The following is a 26,689-nucleotide window of genomic DNA, read 5'->3' on the forward strand; positions in this document are numbered from 1 at the left end:
GTCAAACTTCGAAATGATTTTGATATAAAAGGAGTGTCACAAATGAATGAAATTGGTGTAGGTCTACAACTGTACACGTTGCGAAACGAATGTGAAAAAGATTTCTTTGAAACACTTATTAGGATTGAAGCGATTGGTTATGAAGGGGTTGAGCTTGCAGGACTTCATGGTCATGAGCCCCAAGACGTGAAAAGCAAGTTGGATGAACTAGGTTTAACAGTCATTGGACACCATGTGCCAATCGAACGAATTGAAAATGAGTTAGAAGCGGTTATCGAAGAACAAAAAGTATTGGGGAATCGTCGGATTGTTTGTCCATGGCTACCTCCTGAAAGAAGACGTGAGGAAGACTATAAGAATATAGCAGAGATTATGAAATATGCGGCGATCGTTTGTACGAAACAAGACATGGAAATCGTCTATCATCATCACGACTTTGAGCTCGGGCGCAGTATTGAAGGCAGTGACTTATATCGCATTTTGAACGCTCATCACGCCATTCAGGCTGAATTTGATATTTATTGGCTCAATCAAGTTGGGCATGATCCTGTGGAATGGATGCAAAAATTTGCGGGAAGAACGCCAGTGATCCATTTGAAAGATCGATCAGACGATGAAAGAGAAGCAACGGCCATTCTTGGAACTGGAAACATTGCCATTGAAGAAGTGATTGAGCAGGGTGAGAATAGTGGGGTCAAGTGGTGGGTTGTCGAACAGGATAACTGTGACTTCGATCCGATCGAAAGTGTGACACAGAGTTACAAGTACCTACGAGAAATTCAGCTGAAAAAATAAAGCCGTTATAATATTTTGAAAATAACGTTGAACATTCTGTGAACTTGCGTTATGATGTTTGTAATCGATTTCATGAAATCGATTACAAACGAAGGGAGGGTCTTTTGTACTTTCTGAGGAGGATGGAACATGGCTACAATTGCTGACGTCGCAAGCTACACAGGATTATCACGAGCGACGGTCTCACGTGTGATCAATGATTATCCACATGTATCGAAAGACAAGCGTGAATTAGTTCATGAGGCGATGAAGGAACTCGGTTATTTTCCGAACACCTCTGCTCGAAATTTGCGTAATCGGAGAACGAATCTTGTCGCGGTATTGATTCCAAGACTAACCAATCCATTTTTCACCCTGATCTTAGATGGCATAGAGAAAGTGGCTGAAGAAAATGGTTTTCAGCTCATTATTTGTCAGACAAAATCAAGTAAAAAAAAGGAACTTGAATTTCTCAATCTCTTGCAAACGAAGCAGGTTGATGGTGTCATCTTCACTTCAATTGAAAATAACTGGGAAGAAATTCAGCCGTATACCGCACACGGACCAATTATTTTGTGCAATGAATATCATCATGATGCAACAGTACCGATGGTTCGATTAAACCAAGTTCAGGGGAGTTATTTAGGAACAAAACATCTGATTGAACGAGGGCATCAGCGACTTGCTTACTGTATGGGATCAACAAGCGGACTATCCAATGATCGCCGTAAAGGATTCTTTCAAGCAGTTCATGAAGCTGGTCTAGAAGTAAAATCAGAGTGGATCTTCCATGATACATATACGATGGAAGATGGTGTCAAAACATTTAACAAAATTCTATCATTAACAGAACGACCTACTGCCATTTTTACTGGCGGAGATGAAGTAGCCGCGGCAATGGTGAAGGAAGCGAAGCGAAATGGGTTAGACGTTCCGGGAGAAATGGCCATACTCGGATTTGATGATCAGCCTATTGCAAGTATGATTGAACCAGAACTAACCACCATTTATCAACCTGGTGACGAAATTGGCGGTCGCGCCATGAGTATTTTTATGGATTGTTTAAAAGGAAAGCGCGATCATGTCAGTAAGAGCGTGATGGAGTTACCGTTATCACTCGTTATTCGTAAGTCGACTTAACTCACGAATAATGTAAGCGCTATCTTTATTGAAATCGATTTCAAAAATGGTATCGATTTCAACAAAACTTAAGGGGGATTTTGTATTATGCGAATATTGAAGAATAGTAAACTACTTTTTATCGTTTTGGCTCTTATTCTTGTCCTATCTGCATGTAGTTCTTCAAATAATTCTTCAAGCAATTCAAGCAACAACTCCGGTGATGAAAAGGCGAGTTCAGGTGATGGAGAAAAAGTGAAACTTGTTTATGCGCGTGGTAAAGATGCAACTGGTGCAACCGATGTCATGGTTGAGGAATTTATGAAGCAAAACCCGAATATTGAAATTGAGTTCCGTGAAATGCCAACAGACACTGGTGCTCAGCACGATGCCTATGTCACAATGCTAAACGCAGAATCATCTGAAATCGATGTATTTGATATCGATGTAATCTGGCCAGCAGAATTTGCTCAAGCCGGATATGTTCTTCCTCTTGATCGTTTTATTGAAAAAGACGGAGTAAACATGGATGACTATAACCAGGGTCCAGTGACGGCTGCAACATTTAACGGTAAGCAGTGGGCCATGCCGAAATTCATTGATACTGGGATGCTTTTCTATCGCTCTGACTTAGTATCTGAAGCTCCAAAAACGTGGGATGACTTGATGACACAGGCTTCTGAGCTAAAAGGTCAGGAAGGCACGAAATTTGGTTACTTAATGCAAGCGAAGCAATATGAAGGTCTTGTGTGTAATGCAGTTGAATTTGTCGCTTCATATGGTGGAGCTTTTATTGATGAGAATGGTGAAGTTGTGATTAACAGCCCTGAAGCCATTAAAGGGATTAGCAAGCTTGTTGAGGTTGCCAATTCTGATTTTGTTCCAGGTAACATCAATACATTTACTGAAGTAGAATCTCACACGGCATTTATTGAAGGACAAGCTCCATTTATTCGTAACTGGCCATATCAGTATGCTCTTGCCAATGATGAAGAGCAGTCTAAAATCGTAGGTAACGTTGAAGTGGCTCCTCTTCCAGAAGGTGATGCAGGTTCAGCAGCGGCACTTGGTGGCTGGATGGCTGCAATCAATAAGTTCTCTGAACATCCACAGGAATCATGGGAGTTCTTGAAATTTATGACTGGTCAAGAAGGACAAAAGATTGACGCGATTGAAGGATCTCATGCGCCAACACTTCCAGCTCTTTTCGAAGATGAAGAAATTATCGAAGCGAACCCATTCTTTGGTGAAGAAGGATTCCAAACAGCACTTGAAGCTGCTGTGTCTCGTCCTGTAGCACCAAACTATCCTGAAATCTCTGAAATCATTCAAATCCACGTATCTAAAGCGATCGCAGGAGAAGAAACTCCTGAAGAAGCTGTAGCAGCGATGGAAAAAGAAATGAATGAAAAGCTAGAAAAATAAATGAAAAGGTCATTAGCCTTCTAATTTGAAGGCTAATGTCTTTCCTATCCTTCATTGTAGAGCTGTTGGAGGATCAGAAAATGGTGTCTATCCATTAAAGCGGTTAGACACGTTTTTCTATAAGAGAGGAGCGTTGGTATGCAAACAGATATCGATCCTAAAGGGCCAGTTGAAGTAGAGAAACAGCCGAAAAAAAAGAAAAAGAAAAATGATACGCTTGTTGGATATTTACTTGTTGCCCCTGCACTTATTCTCATTTTAGCCATCTCTATTTGGCCAGTTTTTCAGTCATTTTATTTTAGCCTCTTTGACCTTCGTCTTAACGAACCAACAAAATCAGAAGTTCATCTCGATTATCAAATCGATCTTGATCGGTACTTGCAAAACTACCCTTTCCTGGTCGGAGCGATTAACTCTGAAATTGATAAAGGAAACTCAAGTGAAGAACTTACAGAAATGAAGGTAACGCTTGAAGAGCTTGACGCAAGTATAAGAAAGAATCCAAAAGCAGAAGAAAATTATGATGTGATTAATGCGAAACTTGATAGCTTTGAAAACGTTCCTGACGACATGAAGTACGTAGAAATTGATGAGAATGTCGCAAAAGATTTCACGTCTTCGGTTAAAGCAATTAACAACGACTTAATGACAATCAACGAAAATGGAGAGTTGGAAAAGGGAGATAAAATTGTTGGTTTATCCTCTGCACTAACCGAAATTGTCGTAGAACCAAACTTTATTGGATTTGCACATTACAAAGATAACTTAACTGATCAGCGTATGTGGAAATCACTTTGGAACACAACGGTGTTTACGTTTATATCCGTCCTAGCTGAGCTCATTCTAGGCTTAGCAATTGCACTACTAATTAACAAAGCTTTCTTAGGCCGAGGGTTAATTCGAGCAAGCATTCTGATTCCGTGGGCGATTCCAACAGCTGTTGCAGCTCTCATGTGGAAGTTCTTATATGATGGTCAAAACGGTATTGTAGCGAAGCTCTTTGAAGATGTCGGCTTAATTGATCGCATGGCCATGCTTCTTACGACAGACACAGGTGCGATGTTCTCAGTCATCTTCGCCGATGTGTGGAAAACAACACCATACATGGCGCTACTTTTACTAGCTGGTCTGCAAACGATTCCATCTTCTCTTTACGAAGCAGCATCGATTGATGGAGCGAATAAGTGGAAGCAGTTTGTAACGATAACATTACCACTGTTGAAAACTAGTCTTCTAGTCGCGCTTTTATTCCGTACCCTGGATGCTTTCCGCGTCTTTGATTTAATTTATGTATTAACTGGTGGAGGGCCTGCAAACTCAACTGAAACGATATCCATGCTTGCTTATACACTGATGTTCACGCAAACAAACTTTGGTGAAGGATCAGCCATCGCAGTAGTTGTATTTATCTGTGTAGCGATTATCTCGGGTATCTTTATTAAGTTACTCGGTGCTGAATTAATAAACGATGGTTCTGGAAAGAAATGAGAATGTATTTTATTATGAAGAAGGAGGGTCAGCCAGATGAATAAGAAAGCGGGACCGATGTTTTATGTTTTTCTAGTCGTGTTTGTCTTTGTCGTCATGTTTCCGTTTCTATGGATGCTTGCAAGCTCGATTAAACCGCTGTCCGAGCTCTTTGGAGACAAAGCGTTCAACCCTTTTACGAATAATCCTACCCTACAAAACTATGTATCCGTTTTCGTAGATTATCCTTTCTTGCGGTATCTCTGGAATAGTGCTGTGGTCGCAACAATCACAACCGTCTACACCGTTCTCGTTGCTTCATTCGCTGCCTATTCCATCGCTCGTCTGAACTTTAAAGGAAAATCGATTATTCTAGGTATCGTGTTATCTGTTTCGATGTTTCCACAGGTTGCGACGATTTCACCGATCTATATTTTTCTGAAAAATCTCGGACTAACAAATAGTTACCTGGGGTTAATTATCCCGTATACAACGATTACGCTACCATTATCAATCTGGATTCTCGTGACGTTCTTCCGTAAAATTCCGTTCGATTTGGAAGAAGCAGCAAAAATCGATGGCGCATCATTATGGCAAACGTATTGGAAAGTGATTATGCCGCTTGCGGTGCCAGGTATTTTCACGACTGCGATTCTCGTCTTTATTGCCGCATGGAATGAGTTCTTGTTTGCTCTTACGATTAACACGGCAGATAAGTTTAAAACCGTGCCAGTCGGAATTGCGCTTTTCCAGGGTCAATATACGATTCCATGGGGAGAGATATCTGCAGCGACTGTCGTTGTAACGGTTCCGCTCGTGATAATGGTACTGATTTTCCAACGAAGAATTGTGTCAGGTTTAACATCAGGTTCAGTAAAAGAATAGATAAAATAGGAGTGGATTTAAATGCTTAACGTAACCGTCTGGAATGAAAATCGACATGAACAGAGCAGTGAAGAAGTAAGAAGCGTGTATCCTAACGGAATTCACGGAGCGATTGCTGAATTTCTAAAAGAGGATTATGAAGTGAGAACAGCTACACTTGATGAGCCTGAACATGGCTTATCTGAAGAGGTACTAAACAACACAGACGTTCTTCTATGGTGGGGACATATCGCTCATGAAGAAGTATCCGATGAAATTGTTAACCGCGTTCATCAGCGTGTTCTAGATGGGATGGGCCTTATCGTACTACATTCCGGTCACTTTTCGAAAATATTCAAGAAGCTAATGGGGACAGGCTGCGATTTGAAATGGCGTGAAGCGGATGAGAAAGAGAGAATGTGGATTGTCGATCCAACGCATCCGATTGCAGAAGGTCTTGGGGAGAAAATCGAGCTTGAGCGAGAAGAAATGTATGGCGAGCATTTCGATATCCCGGCACCTGACGAGCTTGTGTTTGTAAGCTGGTTTGAAGGCGGAGAGGTCTTCAGAAGCGGCTGTACATATAAGCGTGGCCAAGGGAAGGTCTTTTATTTCAGACCAGGGCACGAAACGTACCCAACCTATTACCATAAAGATATTCAACGCGTCATGAAAAATGCGGTTGCCTGGGCGAAGCCTACGACGATACCAAAGCCAGTCTATGGAAATGCAAAACCGCTTGAAACCATCGCGTCTAAATAAGAGAGTGATTAAGGAGGAGAAACCATGAATGAATTAAAAATTGGTGTTATCGGATGTGGGAGTATTGCGAAACACCGTCATTTACCAGAATACGCGGCAAACAGACAAATAAAAATTGTTGCGGTATGCGATATTGTGAAAACAAGAGCAGATGAAACGGCCGTGCTTTATGGGGCGAAATCCTACGAAAGTTATGAAGAATTGCTTCAAAATAGTGAGGTTGAGGCTGTAAGCGTTTGTACGCCGAACTACCTTCATGCCCCGATTTCTATTGCTGCATTAAAAGCAGGAAAGCATGTACTTTGTGAAAAACCAATGGCAACGTCTCGTGCAGATGCCGAAGAGATGATCGAAACGGCTAGCACGAGTGGTAAGAAGTTAATGATTGCGCACAATCAACGATTCGTTCCGTCTCATGTCAAAGCAAGGGAGATTTTAGCCAGCGGTGAAATCGGCAAAGTGTATAGCTTCCGAACCGCTTTTGGCCATCCTGGACCTGAAGGATGGAGTGTGGATGGCAAAGATAGCTGGTTCTTTGAGAAGGATAAAGCGTTTATTGGAGCAATGGGAGATCTTGGCGTTCATAAGACAGATCTCATCCGCTATTTATTAAATGAAGAAATCGTCGAAGTTGGTTCATTTGTTGAAACAAGTGCGAAGGAGTTTGCAACTGTTGATGATAATGCTGTTTGTATCTTAAAGTCTGAGAGCGGTATTATCGGAACGCTAGCTGCAAGCTGGGCCTATACAGCGAAAGAAGACAATTCAACAATTATCTATGCAGAGAAAGCCATCCTAAGACTGGAAGAGGATCCAGTGAATTCACTCGTTGTGCAGTATCAGACTGGTGAAGTGGTGAAATATGAACTCGGTGGGATTCAAACAAATGAAAGTGGCGGTCAATCGAGTTCACAGGTGGTTGATCACTTTATAGACAGCATTTTACGAGACAAAGATGTTCCTGTCAGTGGGACAGAAGGAATGAACTCGCTACAAGTTGTTTTAGCGGCATTAGAGTCGAACGAAACAAAGAAAATCATTAACCTGAGGTGATCAAGTGAATAAATTACGAATGGGGATTATCGGGTCTGGCGGCATCGCTCAGTCCCGCCACATCCCAGCGTACCAACAACTCTCTGAACAAGTAGAGTTGTTTGGCGTTTATGATGTGGATATCGAGAGAGCAAAGCAGGCATCGCTTATATTTAACATTCCAAATGTGTACCAGGATGTTCAAGAACTACTAAAAGATGTTGATGCTGTGACGATTTGCACTCCGAATAAATTTCATGCAGATCTTGCTGAACAGGCTTTGCTCGCTGGTGTTCACGTTCTTTGTGAGAAACCGATGGCGATGACAGTAGAAGAATGTGATCGCATGATCGCCGCTGAGAAAACCTCAGGAAAAATTTTATCGATTGCGTATCACTATCGCTTTATGAAGGAACCGCGTGCTGCACGTCAACTTATTCAAGAAAATGAAATCGGCGATCCAATGGTCGCAAGAGTACAAGCTCTTCGTCGCAGAAAAGTTCCTGGATGGGGTGTGTTTACGAATAAACAGCTTCAAGGCGGAGGAAGTTTAATAGACTACGGATGTCACTTCCTGGATTTAAGCATGTGGTTAATGGGAAACGCAAAACCAGTTGAAGTGAGCGGAACAACGTATAATCGTCTCAGTAAAACGCCGGCGCAGGTAAATCAGTGGGGAACATTTGATCATGAAACATTTAACGTTGATGATCATGTAACTGCCTACATTCGATTTGATAACAATATTTCCATGCTTTTTGAGACGTCTTGGTCAGCGAACATTGCGGAGGATAAGGAATCTGTGAGTATTTCTGGCAGCGGCGGCGGACTTGATGTTTTTCCATTTCAGTTAAACAAAGCACAACACGGCATGCTTCTAAACACAAGCAGTCAATGGACACCGGGAGAGGAAGATCCGGGATTACCTCAAGCAGCAAACTTTGTTAATAGCTGTCTTGGACTTGAACAACCAGTTGTAAAATCAGAAGAGGCAAGACGCGTTTCTCAGGTAATTGAAGCCATCTATGAAAGTTGTTCTACTGGTCGAAGCATTCGACTTGATTAAAACTTAAGAGGAGTGATCCTATGAAACTAGGTGTATTTACTGTTCTATTCTCAGATAAATCATTTGAAGAAATGCTCGATCATGCGAAAGCGTCTGGACTAAAAGCGGTTGAAATTGGCACGGGCGGCTATCCAGGTGATGCGCATTGCAACCTAGATGAACTGTTAGAAAGCGAAGAAAAGCGCTCAGAATATCTTGATAAAGTTCATTCAAGAGGGCTGGAAATTAGTGCGTTTAGCTGTCACGGAAATCCTCTTTCACCTGATAAGAAATTTGCAGAGGAATGCCATGATACATTTGTTAAGACAGTTAAATTGGCATCAGCGATGAACGTTCCTGTCGTGAATACCTTTTCAGGCACACCAGGAGATAGTGAAGATGCCAAAAATCCAAACTGGCCTGTAACGCCATGGCCAGCTGAATACTCAGATGTTCTAAAGTGGCAATGGGAAGAAAAACTTGTTCCTTACTGGAAAGAGTGGGGCCAATTCGCAAAAGATCATAATGTGAAAATTGGTCTTGAGCTTCATGGCGGTTTTCTTGTCCACACGCCTTACACGATGCTGAAGCTTCGTGAATTAACGTGTGATGCTGTAGGAGCGAACCTTGATCCAAGTCACATGTGGTGGCAGGGAATTGATCCTGTCGCAGCCATTAAAATTCTTGGAAAAGAGAATGCAATTCACCATTTCCATGCGAAAGATACGTATATCGATCAAGATAATGTGAACATGCATGGCCTAACGGATATGCAGCCGTATGGCGAAGTGAAAACGCGCGCCTGGACGTTCCGTTCTGTCGGCTGCGGACACAGCAATCAAGAGTGGTCTCATATGATGAGTGCACTTCGTACATATGGCTATGACCACGTTGTTAGCATTGAACATGAAGATCCACTTATGTCGATAAACGAAGGCTTCCAAACAGCGGTGAAAAACCTTCAGTCAGTCTTAATTGTCGAACAGCCAACTGAGATGTGGTGGGCTTAAGGTCTATACACAAAGAACCCCCGATGCTTGTCCATCGGGGTTTCTTTCATTCTATTATTCCGTTTCCTTTTTCCACTGCTCATCGATAAGCATTTTACCTGGCCACGTATACGCCATAATGCCGCCATCAGCTGTAATATCTTCACCTGTTACATAGGAGCTATCATCAGATGCTAAGAAAAGAGCAACCTTCGCCATTTCATCAGGTCGTCCAAGTCTGCCAAGCGGAGTAACCCACTTGTTCGCATCTCTAAATTTCTGGCCCATTTCTTCTTCTTTTGTGCCGGCAAGTTCATCGATTAAAGGTGTTTCTATCGTACCAGGGGAGAGTGAGTTAACGCGAATTCCCTGTCTTGCATAGTCAATCGCCATGGCTTTCGTAAAGTTAGTAATTCCACCTTTAGCCGCATTGTAGCCAGAGCGATCAAGATCAGCTGCTCGGCCTGACATCGAAGACGTATTAATAATTGAACCGCCGTTATCCATCATTAATGGAAGTAAATATTTGCTTGTTAAGAATGTACCGCGCAGATCAACAGAAATAATGCGGTCAAACAATTCAACTGGATATTCGTGTACTTTACCGCCTTCCTGATCAACTCCTGCGTTATTAAAGAGTACATCGATCGTGCCATATTCTTCTTTCACTTTGTTAGCGAAGCTAGTCACGCTATCCTCACTTGAAACATCGACATGGAATGTCTTAACGTTCGCACCGTCGCTTTTCAGCTTATCAGCTGTTTTGTTCATCTCTTCCGTATTCACATCCGCACATAGTACGGTTGCCCCTTCTTTTGCGAAAAGCTCAACTGTTGCTTGTCCAATACCAGTTGCAGCCCCTGTGATAACAGCTGTTTTATTTTTTAGTCTATTCATAAGTCATTCCTCCTGAACGTGTATTTTGAAGTCTACTTCGGGTTTACCCACATTAAGAAGAAAATAATCATTGGGAATGTGCCGGTTAGAAAAAAAATTTCATGGAAAAACATGGTCCTGGTGTAAACTATTTGTCATATCTCATGATTTCTGACGGTGATAAAATGACTGTATAAGGAGGGGATTCTATTGTTTACAGTAAAGATACATGAAGAGGCATCTGGAGATCTGGAGGCCGAAACGTTTGATGTTCGCTATCAGGCAAATGTAGCTTTTAAAGAAAAAACGCTCGCTTACTCGAATCAAACAGGCCGGTATGAAATTTCATTGAAAGAAGATTCAGGTGAAGAGATTTTATCAACAAAAGTAGGACTTGGTTGGTAGAAAAACATACATAGTAAAACCCCCGTACATTTGTACGGGGGTTTTAACTTCCTAATGAGAAGAATGGAAGAGGTTTTTCTTCACCGTTTTCCAGTTCGGTTTTGGTGTTTCTTTTAAACTGTTATAAAGAGAATAACCAAGACCTGCGACCATAACAATGATAAAAAGAATTTGATCCATGTGTATCCAATCCTTTCGTAGAAATTACTTTTTCTTATCGAAGAGGCTTGTGCTGTGAAGCGGCTGAACCTTTGCATCAGGATCCATATAGGATTTGGCATTGTTTACAGCTGTCGGCGCTTCACCGAATCCAGAGGCAATGAGCTTCACTTTTCCATCGTATGTAGCAACATCACCTGCAGCGTAAATACCAGGAATATTTGTTTCCATCTTGGAATTAACCACGATCGAATTCTTTTCAATCTCAAGACCCCATTCTTTAATTGGCCCAAGAGAAGAAATGAAACCATAATTCACAATCACTGCGTCTACGTCTTTTGTGATCGTTTCTTCTCCTTTAACCTGCTCGAGAACGACTTGATTAATACGTTCTCCGTCTCCGATAAACTCGGTAATGTTATATGGCGTTTGAACATTAACAGAAGAGTTCATAAGCTGTTCTACACTATGTTCATGCGCTCTGAATTTATCGCGGCGGTGAATTAACGTTACCTCTTCAGCAATTGGCTCAAGCATGTTTGCCCAATCAACTGCGGAATCTCCCCCACCAGCAATCAGAACCTTTTGACCAGCAAACGCTGTCAGGTCATTAACAAAATAGTGAAGGTTTTTTCCTTCATAAAGGTCAGCACCTTCAACTTTAAGACGACGTGGTTGAAATGCGCCAACACCTGCAGTAATAATAACCGCACGCGTATAGTGCTCATCACCTGTATTTGAACGAAGATAAAGTGTGCCATCTTCTTGTGTTGAAACTTCTTCAACAGACTGTTCCAAAACAACATCTGGATTAAACTGATTGGCCTGTTCAACTAGATTGTCCACAAGATCTTGTGCGAGTACTTTTGGAAAACCAGCCACATCATAAATATATTTTTCAGGATAGAGTGCAGAGAGCTGTCCTCCAAGCTGAGGCATACTTTCAATTATTTTGACCTTAAGCTGGCGCATACCGCCGTAGAATGCGGTAAATAAGCCAACAGGACCTCCACCAATAATCGTTATATCATAAAGTTCTTGTTTGTCTGTCATAGTCAGTCCCCCTATAATTTATTCACTGTGCTTTCATTATTATAATCATTATGAAAACGGAACTAAACCCCTAAGGTGAAAACACCTCTAGAACTTTTATTATAAAGGTTGAAAAAGGAAATAAAAAAGAATATGATTAGAATGGAGCGTCAGATTTGAAAATTTTATGACAAAGTGCGTGCTGGACCCACATTTTTTTCGGTCTAGAACGTGAAATACTTAACAATCTTTCTTGATCATTTGAAGGATTGTTTCTATTGAACCAAGAAATCCCTATAATCAGCGTTTATTGACGTTTCACGATAGGACGAAGCAGGGAAATCACTAATATGTCCTAAAAAAATACCGATAAAAGGTGGATGTGATTCAAGTGAGTAGGCCAAAAATTGCAATTTTAGGTGCAGGGTACGGTGGAATTATGACAGCAGCTCGTCTCCAAAAAGAGATGGGAACAAATGAAGTGGAAGTAACGCTTGTGAATAAGCATGACTATCACTATCAAACAACATGGCTACATGAGCCAGCTGCAGGCACAATGCATCATGACAAAACCCGTATTATGATTAAAGACGTTATTGATCTAAACAAGATTAAATTTATTAAAGACACGGTGGTAGAAGTTAAGCCGGATGAAAAACGCGTGATTCTTTCAAATGGTGAACTTGAGTACGATTACCTTGTGTTAGCACTTGGTTTCGAGCCAGCTACGTTTGGGATTAAAGGTCTAAAAGAGAATGCCTTCAGTATTCGTAGCGTAAACTCCGTTCGCAAAATTCGCGAGCATATTGAATATCAATTTGCGAGCTACAACAATGAATCAGACCGTCGTGATGATCTACTAACCATTATCGTTGGTGGTGCTGGATTTACTGGAATTGAATTTGTAGGTGAACTAGCTGAGCGTGTACCTGAACTTTGTAAAGAGTTCGATATTCCACGTGATCGCGTTAAAATCATTAATGTGGAAGCGTCTCCAACAGTTCTTCCAGGCTTCGATGAAGAGCTTGTAGAATATGGCATGAACCTTCTTGAGCGCAAAGGCGTAGAGTTCCGTACGAGCACGATGATTAAAGAAGTGACAGAAGACGGTGTGATCCTCGGTGAGAATGAAGAAGTGAAAGCTGCTACAGTTGTTTGGACTGGTGGCGTTCAAGGAAATTCAATTGTTGCCAATTCCGGTTTCGAAACAAACCGTGGTCGCGTACCTGTTCGTAAAGATCAACGGACACCGGATTACGACAATGTTTTCGTTGTAGGAGACTGTGCGCTTCTGATTAACGAAGAAATTGATCGTCCGTTTCCTCCAACGGCTCAAGTTGCCATTCAAGCTGCTGGAGCTGTTTCTAAGAACTTATTAAACCTTGTACGTGGTAAAGAGCTTGAAAGCTTTACACCGGACATCAAAGGGACAGTGGCTTCTCTTGGAAAAGGTGAAGCAATTGGGAAAGTTGGAAACAAGAAACTTTATGGTAGTACAGCATCTGCTATGAAAAAAGTGATTGATAATCGCTACCTGTTTATGCTTGGTGGGCCAGGGCTTGTCTGGAAAAAAGGAAAGCTTAAGTTATTTTAAGATCATCAGATAAAGAGGGCAAAGACATGATGTCTTTGCCTTTTTTGTACTTATAGTGAACTCTTCTTTGAATAAAGAGGTTAGTTCCTTTGATAGGAGAAAAACGGAGGCTGTCGTCCTAAAGGAATTGACGATCAGCCGCGCTTTTCTCATCTATTCAATCGAATAGGGGCTATGGTAAAGCTTATGAGCGTACAACTTTATTTATACCTGGGAGGATTTTGCGTTGAGTAATCGAGGAAAAGTGTGGCTTGCTGCTGCAGGCATTGTCGAGTATGAAAGAAAATATCTTGTTGTGATGAAAAAATATGGCGGCTTAAAAGGAAAGTGGTCTTTTCCGGCTGGGTTTGTTGATCCAGGCGAAACTGTCGATGAGGCAGCTGTAAGAGAAGTTTATGAAGAAACGGGTATTGAAGCCGAAGCGATTGGAATTGCTGGAATTCGTTCTGGAGTCATTAATAACGATATTAGTGATAATTTAGTTGTTTTTCATATGAAAAGAACAGGGGGCACCGAAATAACTGAAACGAAAGAAATAGCAACATGTGAGTTTTTAACGAAAGAGGAGCTTCTTTCAGATCCACGCACTTCTACGATGATTCCCTCTTTCTTAAATGGGATGGATCAGTTTATGACAGAAATGAATCCTGGTGATCAGTTTCAGTACACGTCTTACAAATTGATGTATCACACGCCTAAATAGTAAAAAATTCATTTCTTACGAGTATTGAAAGGGAAGAGAAGGAGAAAACTGCCTTCAAGCAATTTTTCTTTCATAACGGCAGAAATGATTTGATAAATGACGGAATAATCTGATAATAGTTAATGTATCCGCTTACACAGGCTGTCAGGCTAAAATATGGTGTTTTTCTTTTTCAACGTTTCTTGGTATATTATCAGAAAATTACAACAAAGGAGTGGTTGATATGAGAAGACAACAAAATAAGGCCAAAGCAACTGACTGTCCTTATTGCCAGGGAAAGGGGTATTTTCAACTACTTCTTGGTGGATCGGAAACATGTGATAATTGTGGAGGCAGTGGAGCCAAACAAAATCCAACAAACTAAGCGCCTTGCGCTTAGTTTTTCTTTTTATTTCAGGGTACCTTCCAGCGCTTGTCGGACCTACTCGGGCGCTTACGCTTTTCATTGTTCACTCTCCGTTCATTGACTAAAAAGGGACAATCCAGTAAACTAACAATGATTACTCGGGGGTGAAACGATGGCCATTCCACAGCTGATTATTTCGATGCTGCTGTTTATTGTTCTTTTCTTTGGGATTGGATTTCTGCTTAACATGCTCCTTCGTTCAACTTGGATCATGGCAGTTGCGTATCCTGTAATCGTTATCATGATTATTGATAACGTCTCCTTTTTTCAATATTTCTCGTCACCCGGTTCTTCCTTTAAAGCACTAGGAGAAGATTTTCTCTCTCTTGGGAGCGCCGATGCGATTATCTTATCTGCTGGTCTGGTAGGAGCAGTATTCGCGGGTGTTGCAATTCGAATGCTTCGCGTTAGAGGATACCAAATGTTTTAAAAGCTTCGCCAGCTGATGGCAGAAGCTTTTTTTATGTGTTTAAATCATCTCCTCCTAAATGAATAGCTTTTCCCTTCTCTGGAAATGAATAGACCATGAGAGGAGTGGAAGATGTGCGAGTGATTCTGCTGATCGCAAAAGGGATCGTGTTTACGGGACTTTTTGCAGCAGCTTTGCTATCAACCTATTTATTACTATCTGGTTTATCGGTCAATGATGTCACAAAGTGGCTTTTTCCTGAACAGACCGTACTGAGTGAAGAGGATCGATTGACGCTGGCGACGTCTCAGGATTGGTCTCAGTATCCTGTTCACACCGTAACAGCCACTGGTTATACCGCGGGAGAAGAGTCAACGGGAAAAACACCTGACCACCCTGCCTATGGCATTACCTATTCGGGTGTAAAGGTAAAGCGCGATCTCTATTCCACGATTGCAGCTGATACGTCTGTTTTCCCGATTGGAAGTGTTCTTTTCATTCCTGAATACGGGTTTGGCGTGGTCGCGGATACAGGAAGTGCTATTATTGGAGATCGCATTGACCTTTATTACGATACCGTTCAAGATGTTTATACAGAGTGGGGAAAGAAAACACTGGATGTTTACCTGATACAAAAAGGGGACGGCACGTTATCAGAAGAAACGCTTCAAACTTTGAATGAGGAAGAATCAATGCAGGTATTTAGGCAGGAGTTCATAAGCGAAAAAGAATAAGCAATAACAAAAGGTCGGAGAACTGTTTCTCCGACCTTTTGTTAGCTCTGTAGAAATGCGTCTTCTCCTTCGAAGGAAGGATACCGGTCAGGATGAAGGATGGCAGCAAGCTTCACAAGTCCGGTTAGCAAGCGAGGAGATGGTCGACAATACAACCATTCCTCAAGGACATGAATCGGACGATCCTCTAGCTGCTCCCAGCCTGGACGTTTTTTTACGATGCTTGGGTTTACTTTGTTATGTCGCACGCCAACCCAGGCAAGACAAATATGATCTGGTTTCCGACTCACGACATCCGGCCAGTCTGTTTGCACGGAGGCAAGCTCCACATCTCGAAACGCATTCTTCGCACCAGCTAGTTCGCTGATTTCTGTTAACCAATTTGTTTTTCCCGGAGTGAAAATCGGTTTTGGCCACCATTCCCAATAAATGACTGGTTTGTCTGGAATTTGATCGCTGATTTCCCTGTACTGCTGCATTAAATCTTTAAATCGATCGGAAAGAGAAGCGGCTTCATCCGCCTTGTTTGTAAGCTTACCAAGAGTAACGATATCGATACATATGTCATCGAGCGAATTGGGATTTAAGATGGTATATGATAGCCCAAGTTCATCGAGACCTTCAATGTTTTTCTCCATTCCAGGTACACTTAGAGAAGCGAGGATCAGATCAGGCTCAAGTTCTTTTACACGATTCAAATCAATTGAAAGATCTGGACCAAGTTTTGGAAGGCTTTTCACTTGCTCAGGCCAGTCCGAAAAGTCATCTACCCCGACGAGCTGATCGGTTAAGCCAAGATAAGCACACAATTCTGTATTGCTAGGACATAATGAAACAATGCGCATGGAGGTCCTCCTTTTCTAAGCTACTTGAAAGGCATAATAAAGAATTAAAGTTGAAATAATGCCAAGCAAACCACCTACAAGAACTTCAATGGGTTTGTGACCAAGCAGTTCTTTTAATTCCTCAATCTTTTCTCGCTCTTGTTTTTGCTGCCAGTTTTTTGCTTCAGATACAAATCGATTAAAGTTCATGACAAGTTGATTCAGAACAATCGCTTGTTCCCCCGTTTGCCTACGAACACCTGTTGAATCAAACATTACGATAATGCTGAACATTGCAGCAACTGCAAAAATGGGTGAATCAAGTCCTGTTTCCAGTGCAACACCAGTTGCTAAAGAGGTTGTGGCCGCGGAGTGAGAGCTAGGCATTCCGCCTGTAGCGTTGAACAGGGACCAGTTGATTTGTTTCGTTGCAATAAAATAAATCGGTACTTTTAAGAACTGCGCAAACACAACGCCGAATAACGCAGCCCAGAGTGGGAAGTTTAACAAAATATCCATGAGTGACAACATCTTCCTTTCTACATCGTTCCTATGAATGGTGTACCCGAAGAAATGGATGTTAAATCGAATGAACAGTTGAAATTGATGCGTGGATTCACTACTTAAATGCAACACAATTTGGAGTGTATTTATTGAGATTAGACAACGTGTTCCCAAGTAAGTTGAAATGAAAAACGATGTAAATGATCAGTCAATTATACCATATTCGGCGATATTTGGTCTTTATCTCTCTCGCCTGTATTAAAACGCCAACCTCTTCCATTGACACAATAACTCTTTCGTGTTAACTTATTAGTGATTTACCAAACTAAAGGATTTACTGAAAGGTTGTTACACAATGAATGCCGTTATTCTTGCAGTTTTAATCATGTTAGGGCTTAGCCTATTTCGTATACATGTTGTTGTTGCTCTTGTCGTCGGTGCGATTGCGGGTGGTTTACTTGGAGGATTGTCACTTGATGATACGATCAATGCGTTTAGTTCAGGACTTGGAGGCGGAGCTACCGTCGCATTAAGCTATGCCTTACTTGGAAGCTTTGCGGTTGGTCTCACTCGCACCGGTCTGCCTGAATTAATCGTGGAACGTGCGTTGAAGCTCGTTAACCGTCAGGGGGGCGATCGAAAGAAAGGGCTCGCTAAAGTACTTATTCTGTTCATTATTCTACTGATTTCTTGTTTCTCACAAAACCTTGTGCCTGTACACATTGCGTTCATCCCAATCTTGATTCCACCAATTCTTCAAGTGTTAAATGAGCTTGGACTTGATCGCAGAGCCGTTGCAGCAGTACTAACTTTTGGTTTAACTGCACCATATATTCTCTTGCCAGCAGGCTTCGGTAAAATATTTCACGAAATTCTTCAGTCAAACATGGCTGATAGTGGACTGGAAATTGAACTTTCTTCCATTCCAACCGCGATGCTTCTACCAACAGCTGGACTTGTAGTAGGTCTTTTGATTGCTGTGTTCATTTCGTACCGCAAGCCAAGGACTTATAAACAGCTGTCCATTGCGCAAGAGGATACGCCTGAAACTCATAGCTATTCGAAACGATCAATCATTTTTGCCGGAATCGCTGTTCTCGTTACATTAGCAGTTCAAATTCCAACAGAGTCTATGATTCTCGGTGCACTTTCGGGTATTATTGTTCTTTATGTAACCAGAAGTATTCGCTTGTCTGAGTCAGAGGCCGTTTTAACAGACGGTATGAAAATGATGGCGTTCATTGGATTTGTCATGCTTGCTGCCAATGGTTTTGCAGAGGTGCTAAGACAAACTGGTGAAGTCGAAGCTCTCGTAACACAGGCATCCGGATTAATTGGGGATAATAAAGCATTAGCTGCTCTTCTTATGTTAATCGTCGGACTTTTTATCACGATGGGAATCGGATCATCGTTTTCCACGATTCCGATCATAGCAGCCATTTACGTGCCGCTCGCAATGGAGCTCGGATTTAGCCCAATGGCAACCATTGCACTTGTTGGAACAGCTGCCGCACTCGGCGACGCTGGTTCACCTGCATCTGATAGTACGCTAGGACCAACGTCAGGACTAAATGCTGACGGTCAGCATAATCACATATGGGACACGGTCGTACCAACATTTTTACACTATAACATCCCACTCATCTTATTCGGTTGGATCGCCGCAATGATTTTTTAAGGAAGAAAACACGGAGAGCAATCTTCGTGTTTTTTTTCGATTACGGCACATTCTATGAAAGATAAAAAGAATCAGTCTGTTACACTATAGAAAAAGTTGAAAGGAGGTGCAGCATGTACTTTGGAAAAGAAAAAGAACAAAACAGTGATCGCACGCCTCCTAATCAGCGCGTTACAACAGGGTGGCCTGTGCTTCACGTTGGGAACGTTCCTTATTATGAGAAGGACTTATCTAATTGGGATTTAAGAATTGGTGGATTAGTGGAACGTCCTACCCTATTATCGTTTGATGAGCTTCTTGGCTTACCTGAAACATCAAAAAAAAATGATATTCACTGTGTAACAGGATGGTCCAAATTCGATAACGATTGGGAAGGGATTTCTACGCGAACCATTGTAGAACATGTAGGTCTTCGGAAGGAAGCGAAATTCGTTATGATCGAAGCGGAAGAGGGGTGGACCACGAACCTTCCGCTCGAAGACTTTCTCAGAGAAACCAGTCTTCTTGCTCATAAACATAACGGAGAAGAGTTAACACCAGAGCATGGGTATCCAGTAAGGTTAGTCATCCCACATTTGTATTTTTGGAAAAGTGCTAAATGGATACGAGCCATTAAGTTTCGGTCTGAAAACCAGCAGGGATTTTGGGAACGAAACGGCTATCACATGTATGGGGACCCTTGGAAAGAACAGCGCTTTGCATGGGACTAAAAAAACTGCCGTAACGGCAGTTTTTTTAGTTCTGAAGAAAAGGCAACCTTTTTTATTAAAAAGAAAAAATGTTTCATACGAACGAACAGGGATATGGCATCAAATGTAGAAAATATAGTTTAGAATAAAATTTGTTAGAATAGGCTCAATGCTGAACAATGGGCATTCAGTGTGATGCAACTCTAGTGTAGCTGTCCTCTCCTTATCGAAACTAAGACGAAACTAATAGGAGTGATGAATTGAGTAAATTGCAGGATCATATTATGAATCATTTAACATGTGGCGTTCTCGCGATTGATCTGGATCATCGAGTCATTCAGATTAATGAAATAGGGGAGCATATTTTGAAGGTGACTCGAAACGAGATTCTCGGTGAGAGTGTATATGATATTTTTCCTTTAGCCCCAGAAGAAGTGCGTCATGTGGAGCGAACGGTTCAAACAGGAGAAGAATTTTTTATTGAAGCAATGCCATACAAGTGGGGCAACTTTAATATGTATTTAACCGTTCAAACCAAAGTGTTAATCGATTCGAACAGGATGTATGGGGCAATGGTCGAATTTCGAGATATGACACATGTTTACCAAAAGCAAGAAGAGTTGATTAATCGTATGGAAGATATGGCGGTGAACGTTATTCCACTGATGGATCAACTGGGTCTATTACCGATTCAACCAGTTGTAGAGGAAGTAGGATTTCATTATCTTATTGATATAGGACTTCAGAAAGTAGCGGATATGAAGGTCAACACGCTCATAATGGACTTATCTTCCATTACGTATTTAAATGACGATTTTACCGAAATGATTGCAAAGCTTTGCGGCGCGCTAAACCTGCTTGGTGTGAATATCATGATTACTGGCGTTAGACCTGAAAATGCACTAAGATGGGTTTCATCAGGTACCGATTACATAAAAACAACCTATCATCCTCATGTTCAGGCGGCTCTTTCAACATATAAAAAGGGTAGGTAAAAAAGCGTTCCGATGAGGGAACGCTCTTTCTTTTGACCATTAAATTTCCAAGTTTTTGATTGCAGTCTTTACCTTGATCCGTTCTTTCTCTATTTCTTTTAAAGCTGCTTCTAGCATGTTTTTGTACAGTCCGAGAATGAGTTGACCGTATGTGGTTCCAGGAACTGCCCATTTTCCATTCAATGCCTGCCAGGTTGTTGCTGAGCCACGGTTTACAAGGTCGAACCGGGGATCCACTTTTTGGTCAAAGGCAGGAATAGGTGATTTGGAGGCATAAGCATAAAGGTGTTGAATATGAGCAAGAACACCAGTCGATTCATTAGGGAAAGATGCCCCACGAGCTCCTCCGCCTGTAGCGCCAATTCCAGCAAAGTTATTTTGCTCAGGTTTAACGTCACCAGTAAAACGAAAGAAATTTGTTTCATGAAGTGCCTGCGCATAAGCAATGTCGCCACGGATGTTGTATTTTTTGCTTTGCGACAAGTACAGTTCAGCTAAATCTGGCGCACCTGGGTTAATCGATCTTGCATAAACATCCATTTGTTTGGCTGATAGAACAGCCTCTCCCTGGATTTTATTGCCTTTGTCTGCCTTAAGAGGCACAGCAGAAAGCATTGAAGGCATTCCCTCTTCAGTCAGAATAAAGGATTCAAATCCTGCGTTCATTAGCTTCGCAACAAAAGCTTCTGCATTTTCTCTGTCAGCGAATGCACCTGCCTGAATCCGGTAAAAGTTTTTGTTGTCAATGACCGTCGTTGATATAAATGCACCAAACCCTTTTTGGATCAATTTATTAAGATGGTTTTCCGCATTTTCTCGATCACTAAAAGATCCGGCAATGACTTTATACAACGTACCCTCAATAGGTTTGTACTTCAACGGAAGCTTCAAAGCTTCAGCCGTAGCGTCAGCAATGACAATTGAAACATCCATGATAAATGAAGGATTCATTAGAAGTTTAAGATCTTTTTCATTATCAACAAAAAGAACTTCAATAAGCAATGCGTTCATTTTCGTTTCACGTAAAACATGGAAATTGGCTCGCTTCTTTCCACGGTCTAATATGCCATATTTATTTAAAATATCTTTTGCAATCTTATTGTGAATGCTCGTTTGAAGTTCGATTGTTTCGTTTGGAACAGTTCCATTAAAAATAAACGTTTCAAACCCACTACCACCAGAAGCATTATGGTGAATACTTAGGAAAAAATCCGCTTTTTGTGCATTCGCAAAGTCTGTTCTTTGTTTCAATTCAATCGTCTGATCATCATCTCGAGTTAAGGCCACATCAACTTCGTACTTTGATACAAGATTATTTCGAACCATACGGGAGGTCGCCAGATTTAAATTTTTTTCCTGGACGTTTTTATAAGTAGCACCCGGATCTGTCCCGCCATGCCCTGGATCAATGACAATTAAAGTCATGTTTCTCCCTCCATTAATGTTGGATAATATATAGTATATTTGTTCCAGTTTATTTTGTCTGGACAAACTATAGAAATGGGAGGGATTCAATGAAAAATGGGTTTTAAGGGACAAGTTCATAGAGTGGTTGAACAGCAGGGTCACTTGCAATATGCTCTGGATAGATAAAACCGCGACCATCGTCTGGGAATGAGATACCTGCTTTTTGATAGCATTCTTGAATGAATTCCGAACAGATGTATTTATCGTTTGGAATCGATTCTAAATCGTCAATGACGACGCTAGCAAGAATTTTAAGAATTTCCTCAATGTCATAGAATTTCCCCGTTAAATCAGCGCCTCTTCGTAACATGGCATTTCGTTTGATTTCATCTAAATCCTTCATCTGAGAATGGCGAACGAGATATAGTTTTCCTTTATAGGGCTTGCCCGAATTACGGTAATCGCTGAAATAGTGAGAAAGCGGAACAATGCGTACCCCATAGCTTTCAACGCTTTCAAGCAACATAATGCGGTCCATCCAATGAAATAAGAGAGCTACGTGGCTAAATTTTGAGTTTGATACATTTTGTATAATTTTACTAACTGGATAGGAGCCGCTACAAAGGAGAAGGTCACCGGTTTGAATTGCGCTGCGGACAGAATGATAGTTTTTACGGGTTAAGTTAATGTAGCGATCGACTGACATCATAATCCTCCTTTTTGGGTAAGGCTACTCTTGTAGTTAGATAGTGAAAACGGAATTCCTTCTTTTAACCAATCATTCCACTAGGTGAAAAAGTTTTCATAGATCATAGAAGAAACACTTGTACTTGAGATTCAGTTGGCCCTATAGTTAATAAAGAGGTGAAGAAATATGGATTTTTTGAAAGTAGTCGTAATCCTCGCTTTTCTCCTGATGGCTGCTAATAGTGTTAAACCCTTCGTAACATCTTCGAGAAAGAGAGCCGCCATTTTTGCTGGATTCTGGTTTCTTTTATACATCGTTGTTTGGGGTATCCCGGCTTTCGTTAACTCTTCGTCAGATGAAGCGAGTGGGGGAGACGATCAAACGACAGAGCAGGTGGAGATCCATGAGGATGAGGCACCTGAAGAGGTAAAAGAAGAGGAAGCACAAATTGAAGCAGAGATTGATTTTGATCCGGCTTCCATTGAGTTAATTGTTGATGCTGAAGCTCTCCTTGGGTTGTCGCAGGAAGAATTTCTTGCTCAATTTCCGAAAAGTATTGAAGAAGATCAAAAGGACCCGATGAAAATGACGTTTGAAAACGGTGAAGTCGTATTTAAAGATCATATTGCGACCGAAATGACGTATTTTCCAGAAGGATTACAGTACCTTGAAGACAATCGGCTATTGCTTGCTAGTTTGGGGTTTGAAGTAGAAGAGCTTCGTAAAGGCTCGAATCCATTTGAAACGCCAGTCACGCTTTATCTGATTGATGGCTTCTCAGACGTTACAATCTATGGCACGGAAAATGGGGGAAAGGACACGCTTATTGAAAAGATTTATTTGAAGAAGGAATTTTATTCCACAAAAGAAGCAGAGGCGGAAGAGTAAGCCGCTAAAAGGTGATGGACACCAGTATATTGGTAAAAACTCGCTCAATTTGGAGCGAGTTTTTTACATCTTCACTGTCACACGATAAGAAAGGAATAGCATAACGGTTGAAAGAAGAATGGTCACGATCACCCACGCCCAGGCAAGATGCATTTGGCCAGAGTCAATGGCCACATAAATTGCCGTTGGCATCGTTTGGGTTTTACCAGGAAGGTTACCCGCGAACATTAACGTGGCACCAAATTCTCCTAAAGCGCGCGCAAAGCTTAAGATGATGCCAGAGATCAGGGCATTTGAGGCGAGAGGAATCGAAATCATCCGCAAAACGGTCCACCCGTCTGCGCCGTCTACGCGTGCAGCGTCTTCAATATCATGATCAACCGCTTCAAACCCCACTTTGGCAGATTGATACATGAGTGGAAAAGCAACGACACTAGCAGCGATTACACCGGCTTGCCATGTGAAAACCAGTGGATGCCGAAAGATCGATTCAATCCACTGACCAATTGGGCTAGATGCGCCAAAAAGAACGAGTAGCATAAAGCCAACGACTGATGGGGGAAGAACGAGTGGTAGCATGATGATCGTATCGATGATGCTTTTCCCACGAAACTTCCTTCCTGCCATTAGCCGACTTATCGTGATTCCTAATACCGTCACAAGGAGGCTTGCGACAAGCGAGATTTTTAGTGAGATGAGAATGGGGTCTAAGAAATTAGTCATCATCACTCACATCACTTTGGAAACCGTACGATTCAAAAATCGCTTTCGCTTCTTTGCTTTGTAGGAAGGTATAATAGGCCACTGCCTCTTCACTCGCACCTCGGATTACGCCGGCAGGATAAATAATCGGGGAATACGCTTCTTCAGGAATTTTCTCGACAAGCTCTACTTTGTTAGAAGTGCGATAATCCGTTTCGTATACGATTCCTGCATCTGCATTGCCTGTTTCAACGTACGTTAATACTTGACGGACATCTTTCCCGAAAATAAGGTTCTCTTCTAGTCTGTTCCATAGATTCACGAATTGGAGGGCTTCTTTCGCATAAGCTCCAGCCGGAACAGTCTCAGGTGTGCCGATTGCTATTCGATTCACTTCTTGTGAGCCTAGCTTTTCTAAATTCGTGATCGTCGATGAACGGCTTTTAATCAGGACCAGTTGATTTTTTAATAAAGGTATCTGATGATCGGGCTCTAGTAGATCTTGCTGTTTCACAGATTGGAAATGTGATTCAGATGCAGAAAGAAAAACATCGATTGGAGCACCCTGTTTGATTTGATTGGCTAGAACTCCGGAAGATGCAAGGTTTAAAGTAATGTCAGTACCAGGATGTTCTTTTTCATATACGCTGTTCAGTTCTTTCATTGCATCGCTTAAACTTGCAGCTGCTGCAACGGTAATACTAGCGGGCTCTGATTTATTCGATTGACATCCCGAAATGATCAAAGCGATCAAAGTGAAGAGTAATAAGCGTTTCATATGTAAAGGTCCTTTCATCTGCTAATCTTCCATCTATTATAACGAATCCTCTCTGATTTGTACGGAAAAAAGTCATAGAAAAATCGAGTGAAGCTGCTATAATAAGCTTCTTCACTCGATTTGAATATGGAAAAGGAAATTAGAAAAAGAGTTTAGGTTTTGGTTGTTTTGAATGGTGCCTTACGAATGGGTTCTTTGTTGCTGAGTCGCAAGCTCCGTCAAAGTCGTAATCAATGACCTGCTTGTATGGAGGAGGAGCCAGTTTTGCATGGAGGCTTTCCCGATATGGCACATCAATCGAATGACCTCGGCTGTTGTCTTCTTTTTCTAACTCTGATGCAACGATCGACCCAATTTGTTTCCCGAGACGAAGTCCTTGCTCATTATCGACTGGAAAATGAACACCGGCGTAGAGTCTTGAATCAGCGCATTCTTTTGCAAGTTCTCTCAATCGACGTTGTTCGGCTGGGAAAAAGTAAGATAGAATCTCAGCGGTTGCCCCTCCAATCGTCGCATGTCCGGATGGATACGTTGGGTGTCTCGGTGTACAAAGAAGGGTTTCGAACTCATGATCCAGTTGGTTAGGTCGCGCTACGTTCCAGCGGTATTTCAAATACCAGGCGGTTGTAAAAGCATCATTCATACCTGCTGAAACGGCAGCAAGAATTCTTGCGGCCCGAGGGGCTGTTACACCATACGTGTCAATTAATTTATCAATGATCGGGGTCCATTGTTTACTCGCTACTCCAGTTCCCCAGTATTCTGCTAGCGTCGCCTGTTTTGGTGTCAGGTGCTTATTGGCATGCTTCACTTTCTTAAGTTCCTGCTCCCAATCAATGGTGGAAGGTTGCTGGATATCGAGTCGAATTGGTCTTCCGCTCAGGGTAGTAAAGCGTCCCGGTGGTTTATTACGAAGGTAATAATCCGGCCATGATCCTGCATAGGGTTCCTCAGGGTTATGAGGGGGCTTTTGCTCACCTGCATATGGAAGCTCTGACCACTTTTGATATTCGTCTGCCATAGCTTGTTTCCTCCTTAAATCACTACTCGTTATAGTAAATGCGTAGTGAATCAAAGAGGTGTCAACACGAGAAGGGATTCAGCGCACCATTCCATTTCTTATCGCATATACAGCGGCCTGGGTACGATCGTGAACGTCAAGTTTTCCAAGAATGTTGCTTACATGCGTTTTGACCGTTTTTAACCCGATAAACAATTCTTCGGCAATTTGACTATTCGTTTTTCCTTCTCCAATCAAAAGAAGCACTTCTTTTTCTCTTTTTGTTAATTCTTCATGTAGGGGTTTTTTTTGTTTTGACCGCAGTTGGTTCATCATTTTTTGAGCGACTTTTTGTTCAATGACGCTCTCATCTTGAATGGCTTTTCGTATCGTTTCGATAATTTCATCGGCTGAGGCTGTTTTGAGTAAGTAGCTAAATGCGCCTGCTTCAATAGCTGGAAAAATCTGTTCGTCATCGTAGAAGCTCGTTATGATAATAATCTTTGTTTTTGGAAGAGTGGTCATGATTTCTTTTGTCGCTTCAATCCCTGTCATTTCCGGCATAATGAGATCCATTAAAATCACATCAGGATGAAGCTGGTTCGCTAAGGACACGGCTTCCTTTCCATTCGCGCTTTCACCAATAATTTGAAAGTCGGGTTCCGTTAATAGGTAAGCTTTTAACCCTTTTCGCACCATATCATGGTCGTCTACAATCATCATTTTAATTTCATTTGCCAT

At 41.7% G+C, this 26,689-nt stretch carries 30 protein-coding genes; 19 read left to right on the forward strand and 11 right to left on the reverse strand.

Annotated features, from left to right (window positions below; translation table 11 throughout):
• Window positions 1–42 precede the first annotated feature (42 nt).
• The 9 genes from LC090_RS04805 to LC090_RS04845 all read left to right on the forward strand — a co-directional run bounded on the left by LC090_RS04805 (window position 43) and on the right by LC090_RS04845 (window position 9,498).
• Complete coding sequence (locus LC090_RS04805; protein WP_226655757.1) at window positions 43–795, forward strand: sugar phosphate isomerase/epimerase family protein; 753 nt, start codon at window positions 43–45, stop codon at window positions 793–795.
• A 129-nt stretch (window positions 796–924) separates the two neighbouring features.
• Complete coding sequence (locus LC090_RS04810; protein WP_226655759.1) at window positions 925–1,914, forward strand: LacI family DNA-binding transcriptional regulator; 990 nt, start codon at window positions 925–927, stop codon at window positions 1,912–1,914.
• An 87-nt stretch (window positions 1,915–2,001) separates the two neighbouring features.
• Complete coding sequence (locus LC090_RS04815; protein ID WP_226655761.1) at window positions 2,002–3,318, forward strand: ABC transporter substrate-binding protein; 1,317 nt, start codon at window positions 2,002–2,004, stop codon at window positions 3,316–3,318.
• A 138-nt stretch (window positions 3,319–3,456) separates the two neighbouring features.
• Window positions 3,457–4,806, forward strand: coding sequence for a carbohydrate ABC transporter permease (locus LC090_RS04820; protein WP_226655764.1), 1,350 nt, complete (start codon window positions 3,457–3,459; stop codon window positions 4,804–4,806).
• Between the two features lie 36 nt (window positions 4,807–4,842).
• Window positions 4,843–5,670: a carbohydrate ABC transporter permease gene (locus tag LC090_RS04825; protein ID WP_226655766.1), complete on the forward strand. Its 828-nt coding sequence runs from the start codon at window positions 4,843–4,845 to the stop codon at window positions 5,668–5,670.
• Window positions 5,671–5,691: 21 nt separating this feature from the next.
• The gene (locus LC090_RS04830) at window positions 5,692–6,411 is read left to right on the forward strand and encodes a ThuA domain-containing protein (RefSeq protein ID WP_226655768.1); all 720 of its coding nucleotides are present in this window, start codon (window positions 5,692–5,694) and stop codon (window positions 6,409–6,411) included.
• 24 nt (window positions 6,412–6,435) lie between these two features.
• On the forward strand, window positions 6,436–7,464 hold the full coding sequence (locus LC090_RS04835) for a Gfo/Idh/MocA family protein (protein WP_226655770.1): 1,029 nt from the start codon (window positions 6,436–6,438) through the stop codon (window positions 7,462–7,464).
• Window positions 7,465–7,468: 4 nt separating this feature from the next.
• Window positions 7,469–8,509 (forward strand): Gfo/Idh/MocA family protein, encoded by a 1,041-nt coding sequence (locus LC090_RS04840; RefSeq protein WP_226655772.1) that lies wholly within the window; start codon window positions 7,469–7,471, stop codon window positions 8,507–8,509.
• A 20-nt stretch (window positions 8,510–8,529) separates the two neighbouring features.
• Window positions 8,530–9,498: a sugar phosphate isomerase/epimerase family protein gene (locus LC090_RS04845; protein WP_226655773.1), complete on the forward strand. Its 969-nt coding sequence runs from the start codon at window positions 8,530–8,532 to the stop codon at window positions 9,496–9,498.
• Between the two features lie 54 nt (window positions 9,499–9,552).
• On the opposite strand, the gene LC090_RS04850 is transcribed toward LC090_RS04845, so the two are convergent.
• Window positions 9,553–10,374, reverse strand: a complete 822-nt coding sequence (locus tag LC090_RS04850) for an SDR family oxidoreductase (protein WP_226655774.1) — start codon at window positions 10,372–10,374, stop codon at window positions 9,553–9,555.
• Window positions 10,375–10,563: 189 nt separating this feature from the next.
• On the opposite strand from LC090_RS04850, the gene LC090_RS04855 reads away from it, so the two are divergent.
• Window positions 10,564–10,758 (forward strand): hypothetical protein, encoded by a 195-nt coding sequence (locus LC090_RS04855; protein ID WP_226655775.1) that lies wholly within the window; start codon window positions 10,564–10,566, stop codon window positions 10,756–10,758.
• Window positions 10,759–10,809: 51 nt separating this feature from the next.
• Here LC090_RS04855 and LC090_RS21880 read toward each other — a convergent pair whose 3' ends face one another.
• Together LC090_RS21880 and LC090_RS04860 are read right to left on the reverse strand one after the other, a co-directional pair.
• A complete protein-coding gene (locus LC090_RS21880; protein ID WP_255647981.1) occupies window positions 10,810–10,938 on the reverse strand; it encodes a hypothetical protein in 129 nt (42 codons plus the stop codon).
• Between the two features lie 24 nt (window positions 10,939–10,962).
• Complete coding sequence (locus LC090_RS04860) at window positions 10,963–11,970, reverse strand: NAD(P)/FAD-dependent oxidoreductase (protein WP_226655776.1); 1,008 nt, start codon at window positions 11,968–11,970, stop codon at window positions 10,963–10,965.
• A 370-nt stretch (window positions 11,971–12,340) separates the two neighbouring features.
• Between LC090_RS04860 and LC090_RS04865 the strand changes: the two genes are divergently transcribed.
• The 5 genes from LC090_RS04865 to LC090_RS04885 all read left to right on the forward strand — a co-directional run bounded on the left by LC090_RS04865 (window position 12,341) and on the right by LC090_RS04885 (window position 15,795).
• The gene (locus tag LC090_RS04865) at window positions 12,341–13,543 is read left to right on the forward strand and encodes an NAD(P)/FAD-dependent oxidoreductase (protein ID WP_226655777.1); all 1,203 of its coding nucleotides are present in this window, start codon (window positions 12,341–12,343) and stop codon (window positions 13,541–13,543) included.
• 226 nt (window positions 13,544–13,769) lie between these two features.
• Window positions 13,770–14,246, forward strand: a complete 477-nt coding sequence (locus LC090_RS04870; RefSeq protein ID WP_226655780.1) for an NUDIX domain-containing protein — start codon at window positions 13,770–13,772, stop codon at window positions 14,244–14,246.
• 223 nt (window positions 14,247–14,469) lie between these two features.
• The gene (locus LC090_RS04875; protein WP_194219020.1) at window positions 14,470–14,610 is read left to right on the forward strand and encodes a YuiA family protein; all 141 of its coding nucleotides are present in this window, start codon (window positions 14,470–14,472) and stop codon (window positions 14,608–14,610) included.
• A gap of 154 nt (window positions 14,611–14,764) precedes the next feature.
• The gene (locus LC090_RS04880; RefSeq protein ID WP_226655782.1) at window positions 14,765–15,082 is read left to right on the forward strand and encodes a YuiB family protein; all 318 of its coding nucleotides are present in this window, start codon (window positions 14,765–14,767) and stop codon (window positions 15,080–15,082) included.
• Window positions 15,083–15,195: 113 nt separating this feature from the next.
• Window positions 15,196–15,795 carry a 3D domain-containing protein gene (locus LC090_RS04885; RefSeq protein WP_425590624.1) on the forward strand — a complete coding sequence of 200 codons (600 nt, stop codon included), beginning with the start codon at window positions 15,196–15,198 and terminating at the stop codon, window positions 15,793–15,795.
• A 41-nt stretch (window positions 15,796–15,836) separates the two neighbouring features.
• Here the strand turns inward: LC090_RS04885 and LC090_RS04890 are convergent, their stop codons facing one another.
• Window positions 15,837–16,640: a cobalamin-binding protein gene (locus LC090_RS04890; RefSeq protein WP_226655785.1), complete on the reverse strand. Its 804-nt coding sequence runs from the start codon at window positions 16,638–16,640 to the stop codon at window positions 15,837–15,839.
• 15 nt (window positions 16,641–16,655) lie between these two features.
• On the reverse strand, window positions 16,656–17,138 hold the full coding sequence (locus tag LC090_RS04895; protein ID WP_226655787.1) for a divergent PAP2 family protein: 483 nt from the start codon (window positions 17,136–17,138) through the stop codon (window positions 16,656–16,658).
• 340 nt (window positions 17,139–17,478) lie between these two features.
• Here LC090_RS04895 and LC090_RS04900 point away from each other — a divergent pair, with 340 nt between their 5' ends.
• From LC090_RS04900 to LC090_RS04910, 3 genes are all read left to right on the forward strand, one after another.
• Complete coding sequence (locus LC090_RS04900; RefSeq protein ID WP_226655789.1) at window positions 17,479–18,801, forward strand: Na+/H+ antiporter family protein; 1,323 nt, start codon at window positions 17,479–17,481, stop codon at window positions 18,799–18,801.
• A 113-nt stretch (window positions 18,802–18,914) separates the two neighbouring features.
• Window positions 18,915–19,511, forward strand: a complete 597-nt coding sequence (locus LC090_RS04905) for a sulfite oxidase-like oxidoreductase (RefSeq protein ID WP_226655791.1) — start codon at window positions 18,915–18,917, stop codon at window positions 19,509–19,511.
• Window positions 19,512–19,750: 239 nt separating this feature from the next.
• Window positions 19,751–20,485: an STAS domain-containing protein gene (locus LC090_RS04910; protein WP_226655793.1), complete on the forward strand. Its 735-nt coding sequence runs from the start codon at window positions 19,751–19,753 to the stop codon at window positions 20,483–20,485.
• Between the two features lie 39 nt (window positions 20,486–20,524).
• On the opposite strand, the gene LC090_RS04915 is transcribed toward LC090_RS04910, so the two are convergent.
• Both LC090_RS04915 and LC090_RS04920 read right to left on the reverse strand, forming a co-directional pair.
• Window positions 20,525–21,910 (reverse strand): N-acetylmuramoyl-L-alanine amidase, encoded by a 1,386-nt coding sequence (locus tag LC090_RS04915; protein WP_226655795.1) that lies wholly within the window; start codon window positions 21,908–21,910, stop codon window positions 20,525–20,527.
• 103 nt (window positions 21,911–22,013) lie between these two features.
• Complete coding sequence (locus LC090_RS04920; RefSeq protein WP_226655797.1) at window positions 22,014–22,601, reverse strand: YiiX/YebB-like N1pC/P60 family cysteine hydrolase; 588 nt, start codon at window positions 22,599–22,601, stop codon at window positions 22,014–22,016.
• A gap of 165 nt (window positions 22,602–22,766) precedes the next feature.
• On the opposite strand from LC090_RS04920, the gene LC090_RS04925 reads away from it, so the two are divergent.
• Window positions 22,767–23,468: a hypothetical protein gene (locus LC090_RS04925; protein ID WP_226655798.1), complete on the forward strand. Its 702-nt coding sequence runs from the start codon at window positions 22,767–22,769 to the stop codon at window positions 23,466–23,468.
• Window positions 23,469–23,531: 63 nt separating this feature from the next.
• Here LC090_RS04925 and modB read toward each other — a convergent pair whose 3' ends face one another.
• The 4 genes from modB to LC090_RS04945 form a co-directional block, all read right to left on the reverse strand.
• Complete coding sequence (gene modB / locus LC090_RS04930; RefSeq protein ID WP_226655799.1) at window positions 23,532–24,194, reverse strand: molybdate ABC transporter permease subunit; 663 nt, start codon at window positions 24,192–24,194, stop codon at window positions 23,532–23,534.
• The gene (gene modA / locus LC090_RS04935) at window positions 24,184–24,948 is read right to left on the reverse strand and encodes a molybdate ABC transporter substrate-binding protein (RefSeq protein WP_226655800.1); all 765 of its coding nucleotides are present in this window, start codon (window positions 24,946–24,948) and stop codon (window positions 24,184–24,186) included. Before modA ends, modB begins: the two co-directional genes overlap by 11 nt.
• A 139-nt stretch (window positions 24,949–25,087) precedes the next feature.
• Window positions 25,088–25,969 (reverse strand): phosphatase PAP2 family protein, encoded by an 882-nt coding sequence (locus LC090_RS04940; protein WP_226655802.1) that lies wholly within the window; start codon window positions 25,967–25,969, stop codon window positions 25,088–25,090.
• A 78-nt stretch (window positions 25,970–26,047) separates the two neighbouring features.
• A complete protein-coding gene (locus LC090_RS04945) occupies window positions 26,048–26,689 on the reverse strand; it encodes a response regulator (RefSeq protein WP_226655805.1) in 642 nt (213 codons plus the stop codon).

The organism is Guptibacillus hwajinpoensis, from assembly GCF_020524165.1.
Lineage (GTDB): Bacteria > Bacillota > Bacilli > Bacillales > Guptibacillaceae > Guptibacillus > Guptibacillus hwajinpoensis_D.

Coding starts and splice junctions, on each gene's coding strand:
- modA (WP_226655800.1), bottom strand. CDS start 24,948: ATGAAACGCTTATTACTCTTCACTTTGATCGCTTTGATCATTTCGGGA.
- LC090_RS04805 (WP_226655757.1), top strand. CDS start 43: ATGAATGAAATTGGTGTAGGTCTACAACTGTACACGTTGCGAAACGAA.
- LC090_RS04940 (WP_226655802.1), bottom strand. CDS start 25,969: ATGGCAGACGAATATCAAAAGTGGTCAGAGCTTCCATATGCAGGTGAG.
- LC090_RS04835 (WP_226655770.1), top strand. CDS start 6,436: ATGAATGAATTAAAAATTGGTGTTATCGGATGTGGGAGTATTGCGAAA.
- LC090_RS04890 (WP_226655785.1), bottom strand. CDS start 16,640: ATGCGCATTGTTTCATTATGTCCTAGCAATACAGAATTGTGTGCTTAT.
- LC090_RS04920 (WP_226655797.1), bottom strand. CDS start 22,601: ATGATGTCAGTCGATCGCTACATTAACTTAACCCGTAAAAACTATCAT.
- LC090_RS04830 (WP_226655768.1), top strand. CDS start 5,692: ATGCTTAACGTAACCGTCTGGAATGAAAATCGACATGAACAGAGCAGT.
- LC090_RS04820 (WP_226655764.1), top strand. CDS start 3,457: ATGCAAACAGATATCGATCCTAAAGGGCCAGTTGAAGTAGAGAAACAG.
- LC090_RS04810 (WP_226655759.1), top strand. CDS start 925: ATGGCTACAATTGCTGACGTCGCAAGCTACACAGGATTATCACGAGCG.
- LC090_RS04845 (WP_226655773.1), top strand. CDS start 8,530: ATGAAACTAGGTGTATTTACTGTTCTATTCTCAGATAAATCATTTGAA.
- LC090_RS04905 (WP_226655791.1), top strand. CDS start 18,915: ATGTACTTTGGAAAAGAAAAAGAACAAAACAGTGATCGCACGCCTCCT.
- LC090_RS04815 (WP_226655761.1), top strand. CDS start 2,002: ATGCGAATATTGAAGAATAGTAAACTACTTTTTATCGTTTTGGCTCTT.
- LC090_RS04875 (WP_194219020.1), top strand. CDS start 14,470: ATGAGAAGACAACAAAATAAGGCCAAAGCAACTGACTGTCCTTATTGC.
- LC090_RS04825 (WP_226655766.1), top strand. CDS start 4,843: ATGAATAAGAAAGCGGGACCGATGTTTTATGTTTTTCTAGTCGTGTTT.
- LC090_RS04945 (WP_226655805.1), bottom strand. CDS start 26,689: ATGGCAAATGAAATTAAAATGATGATTGTAGACGACCATGATATGGTG.
- LC090_RS21880 (WP_255647981.1), bottom strand. CDS start 10,938: ATGGATCAAATTCTTTTTATCATTGTTATGGTCGCAGGTCTTGGTTAT.
- LC090_RS04900 (WP_226655789.1), top strand. CDS start 17,479: ATGAATGCCGTTATTCTTGCAGTTTTAATCATGTTAGGGCTTAGCCTA.
- LC090_RS04895 (WP_226655787.1), bottom strand. CDS start 17,138: ATGGATATTTTGTTAAACTTCCCACTCTGGGCTGCGTTATTCGGCGTT.
- LC090_RS04860 (WP_226655776.1), bottom strand. CDS start 11,970: ATGACAGACAAACAAGAACTTTATGATATAACGATTATTGGTGGAGGT.
- LC090_RS04915 (WP_226655795.1), bottom strand. CDS start 21,910: ATGACTTTAATTGTCATTGATCCAGGGCATGGCGGGACAGATCCGGGT.
- LC090_RS04850 (WP_226655774.1), bottom strand. CDS start 10,374: ATGAATAGACTAAAAAATAAAACAGCTGTTATCACAGGGGCTGCAACT.
- modB (WP_226655799.1), bottom strand. CDS start 24,194: ATGATGACTAATTTCTTAGACCCCATTCTCATCTCACTAAAAATCTCG.
- LC090_RS04880 (WP_226655782.1), top strand. CDS start 14,765: ATGGCCATTCCACAGCTGATTATTTCGATGCTGCTGTTTATTGTTCTT.
- LC090_RS04925 (WP_226655798.1), top strand. CDS start 22,767: ATGGATTTTTTGAAAGTAGTCGTAATCCTCGCTTTTCTCCTGATGGCT.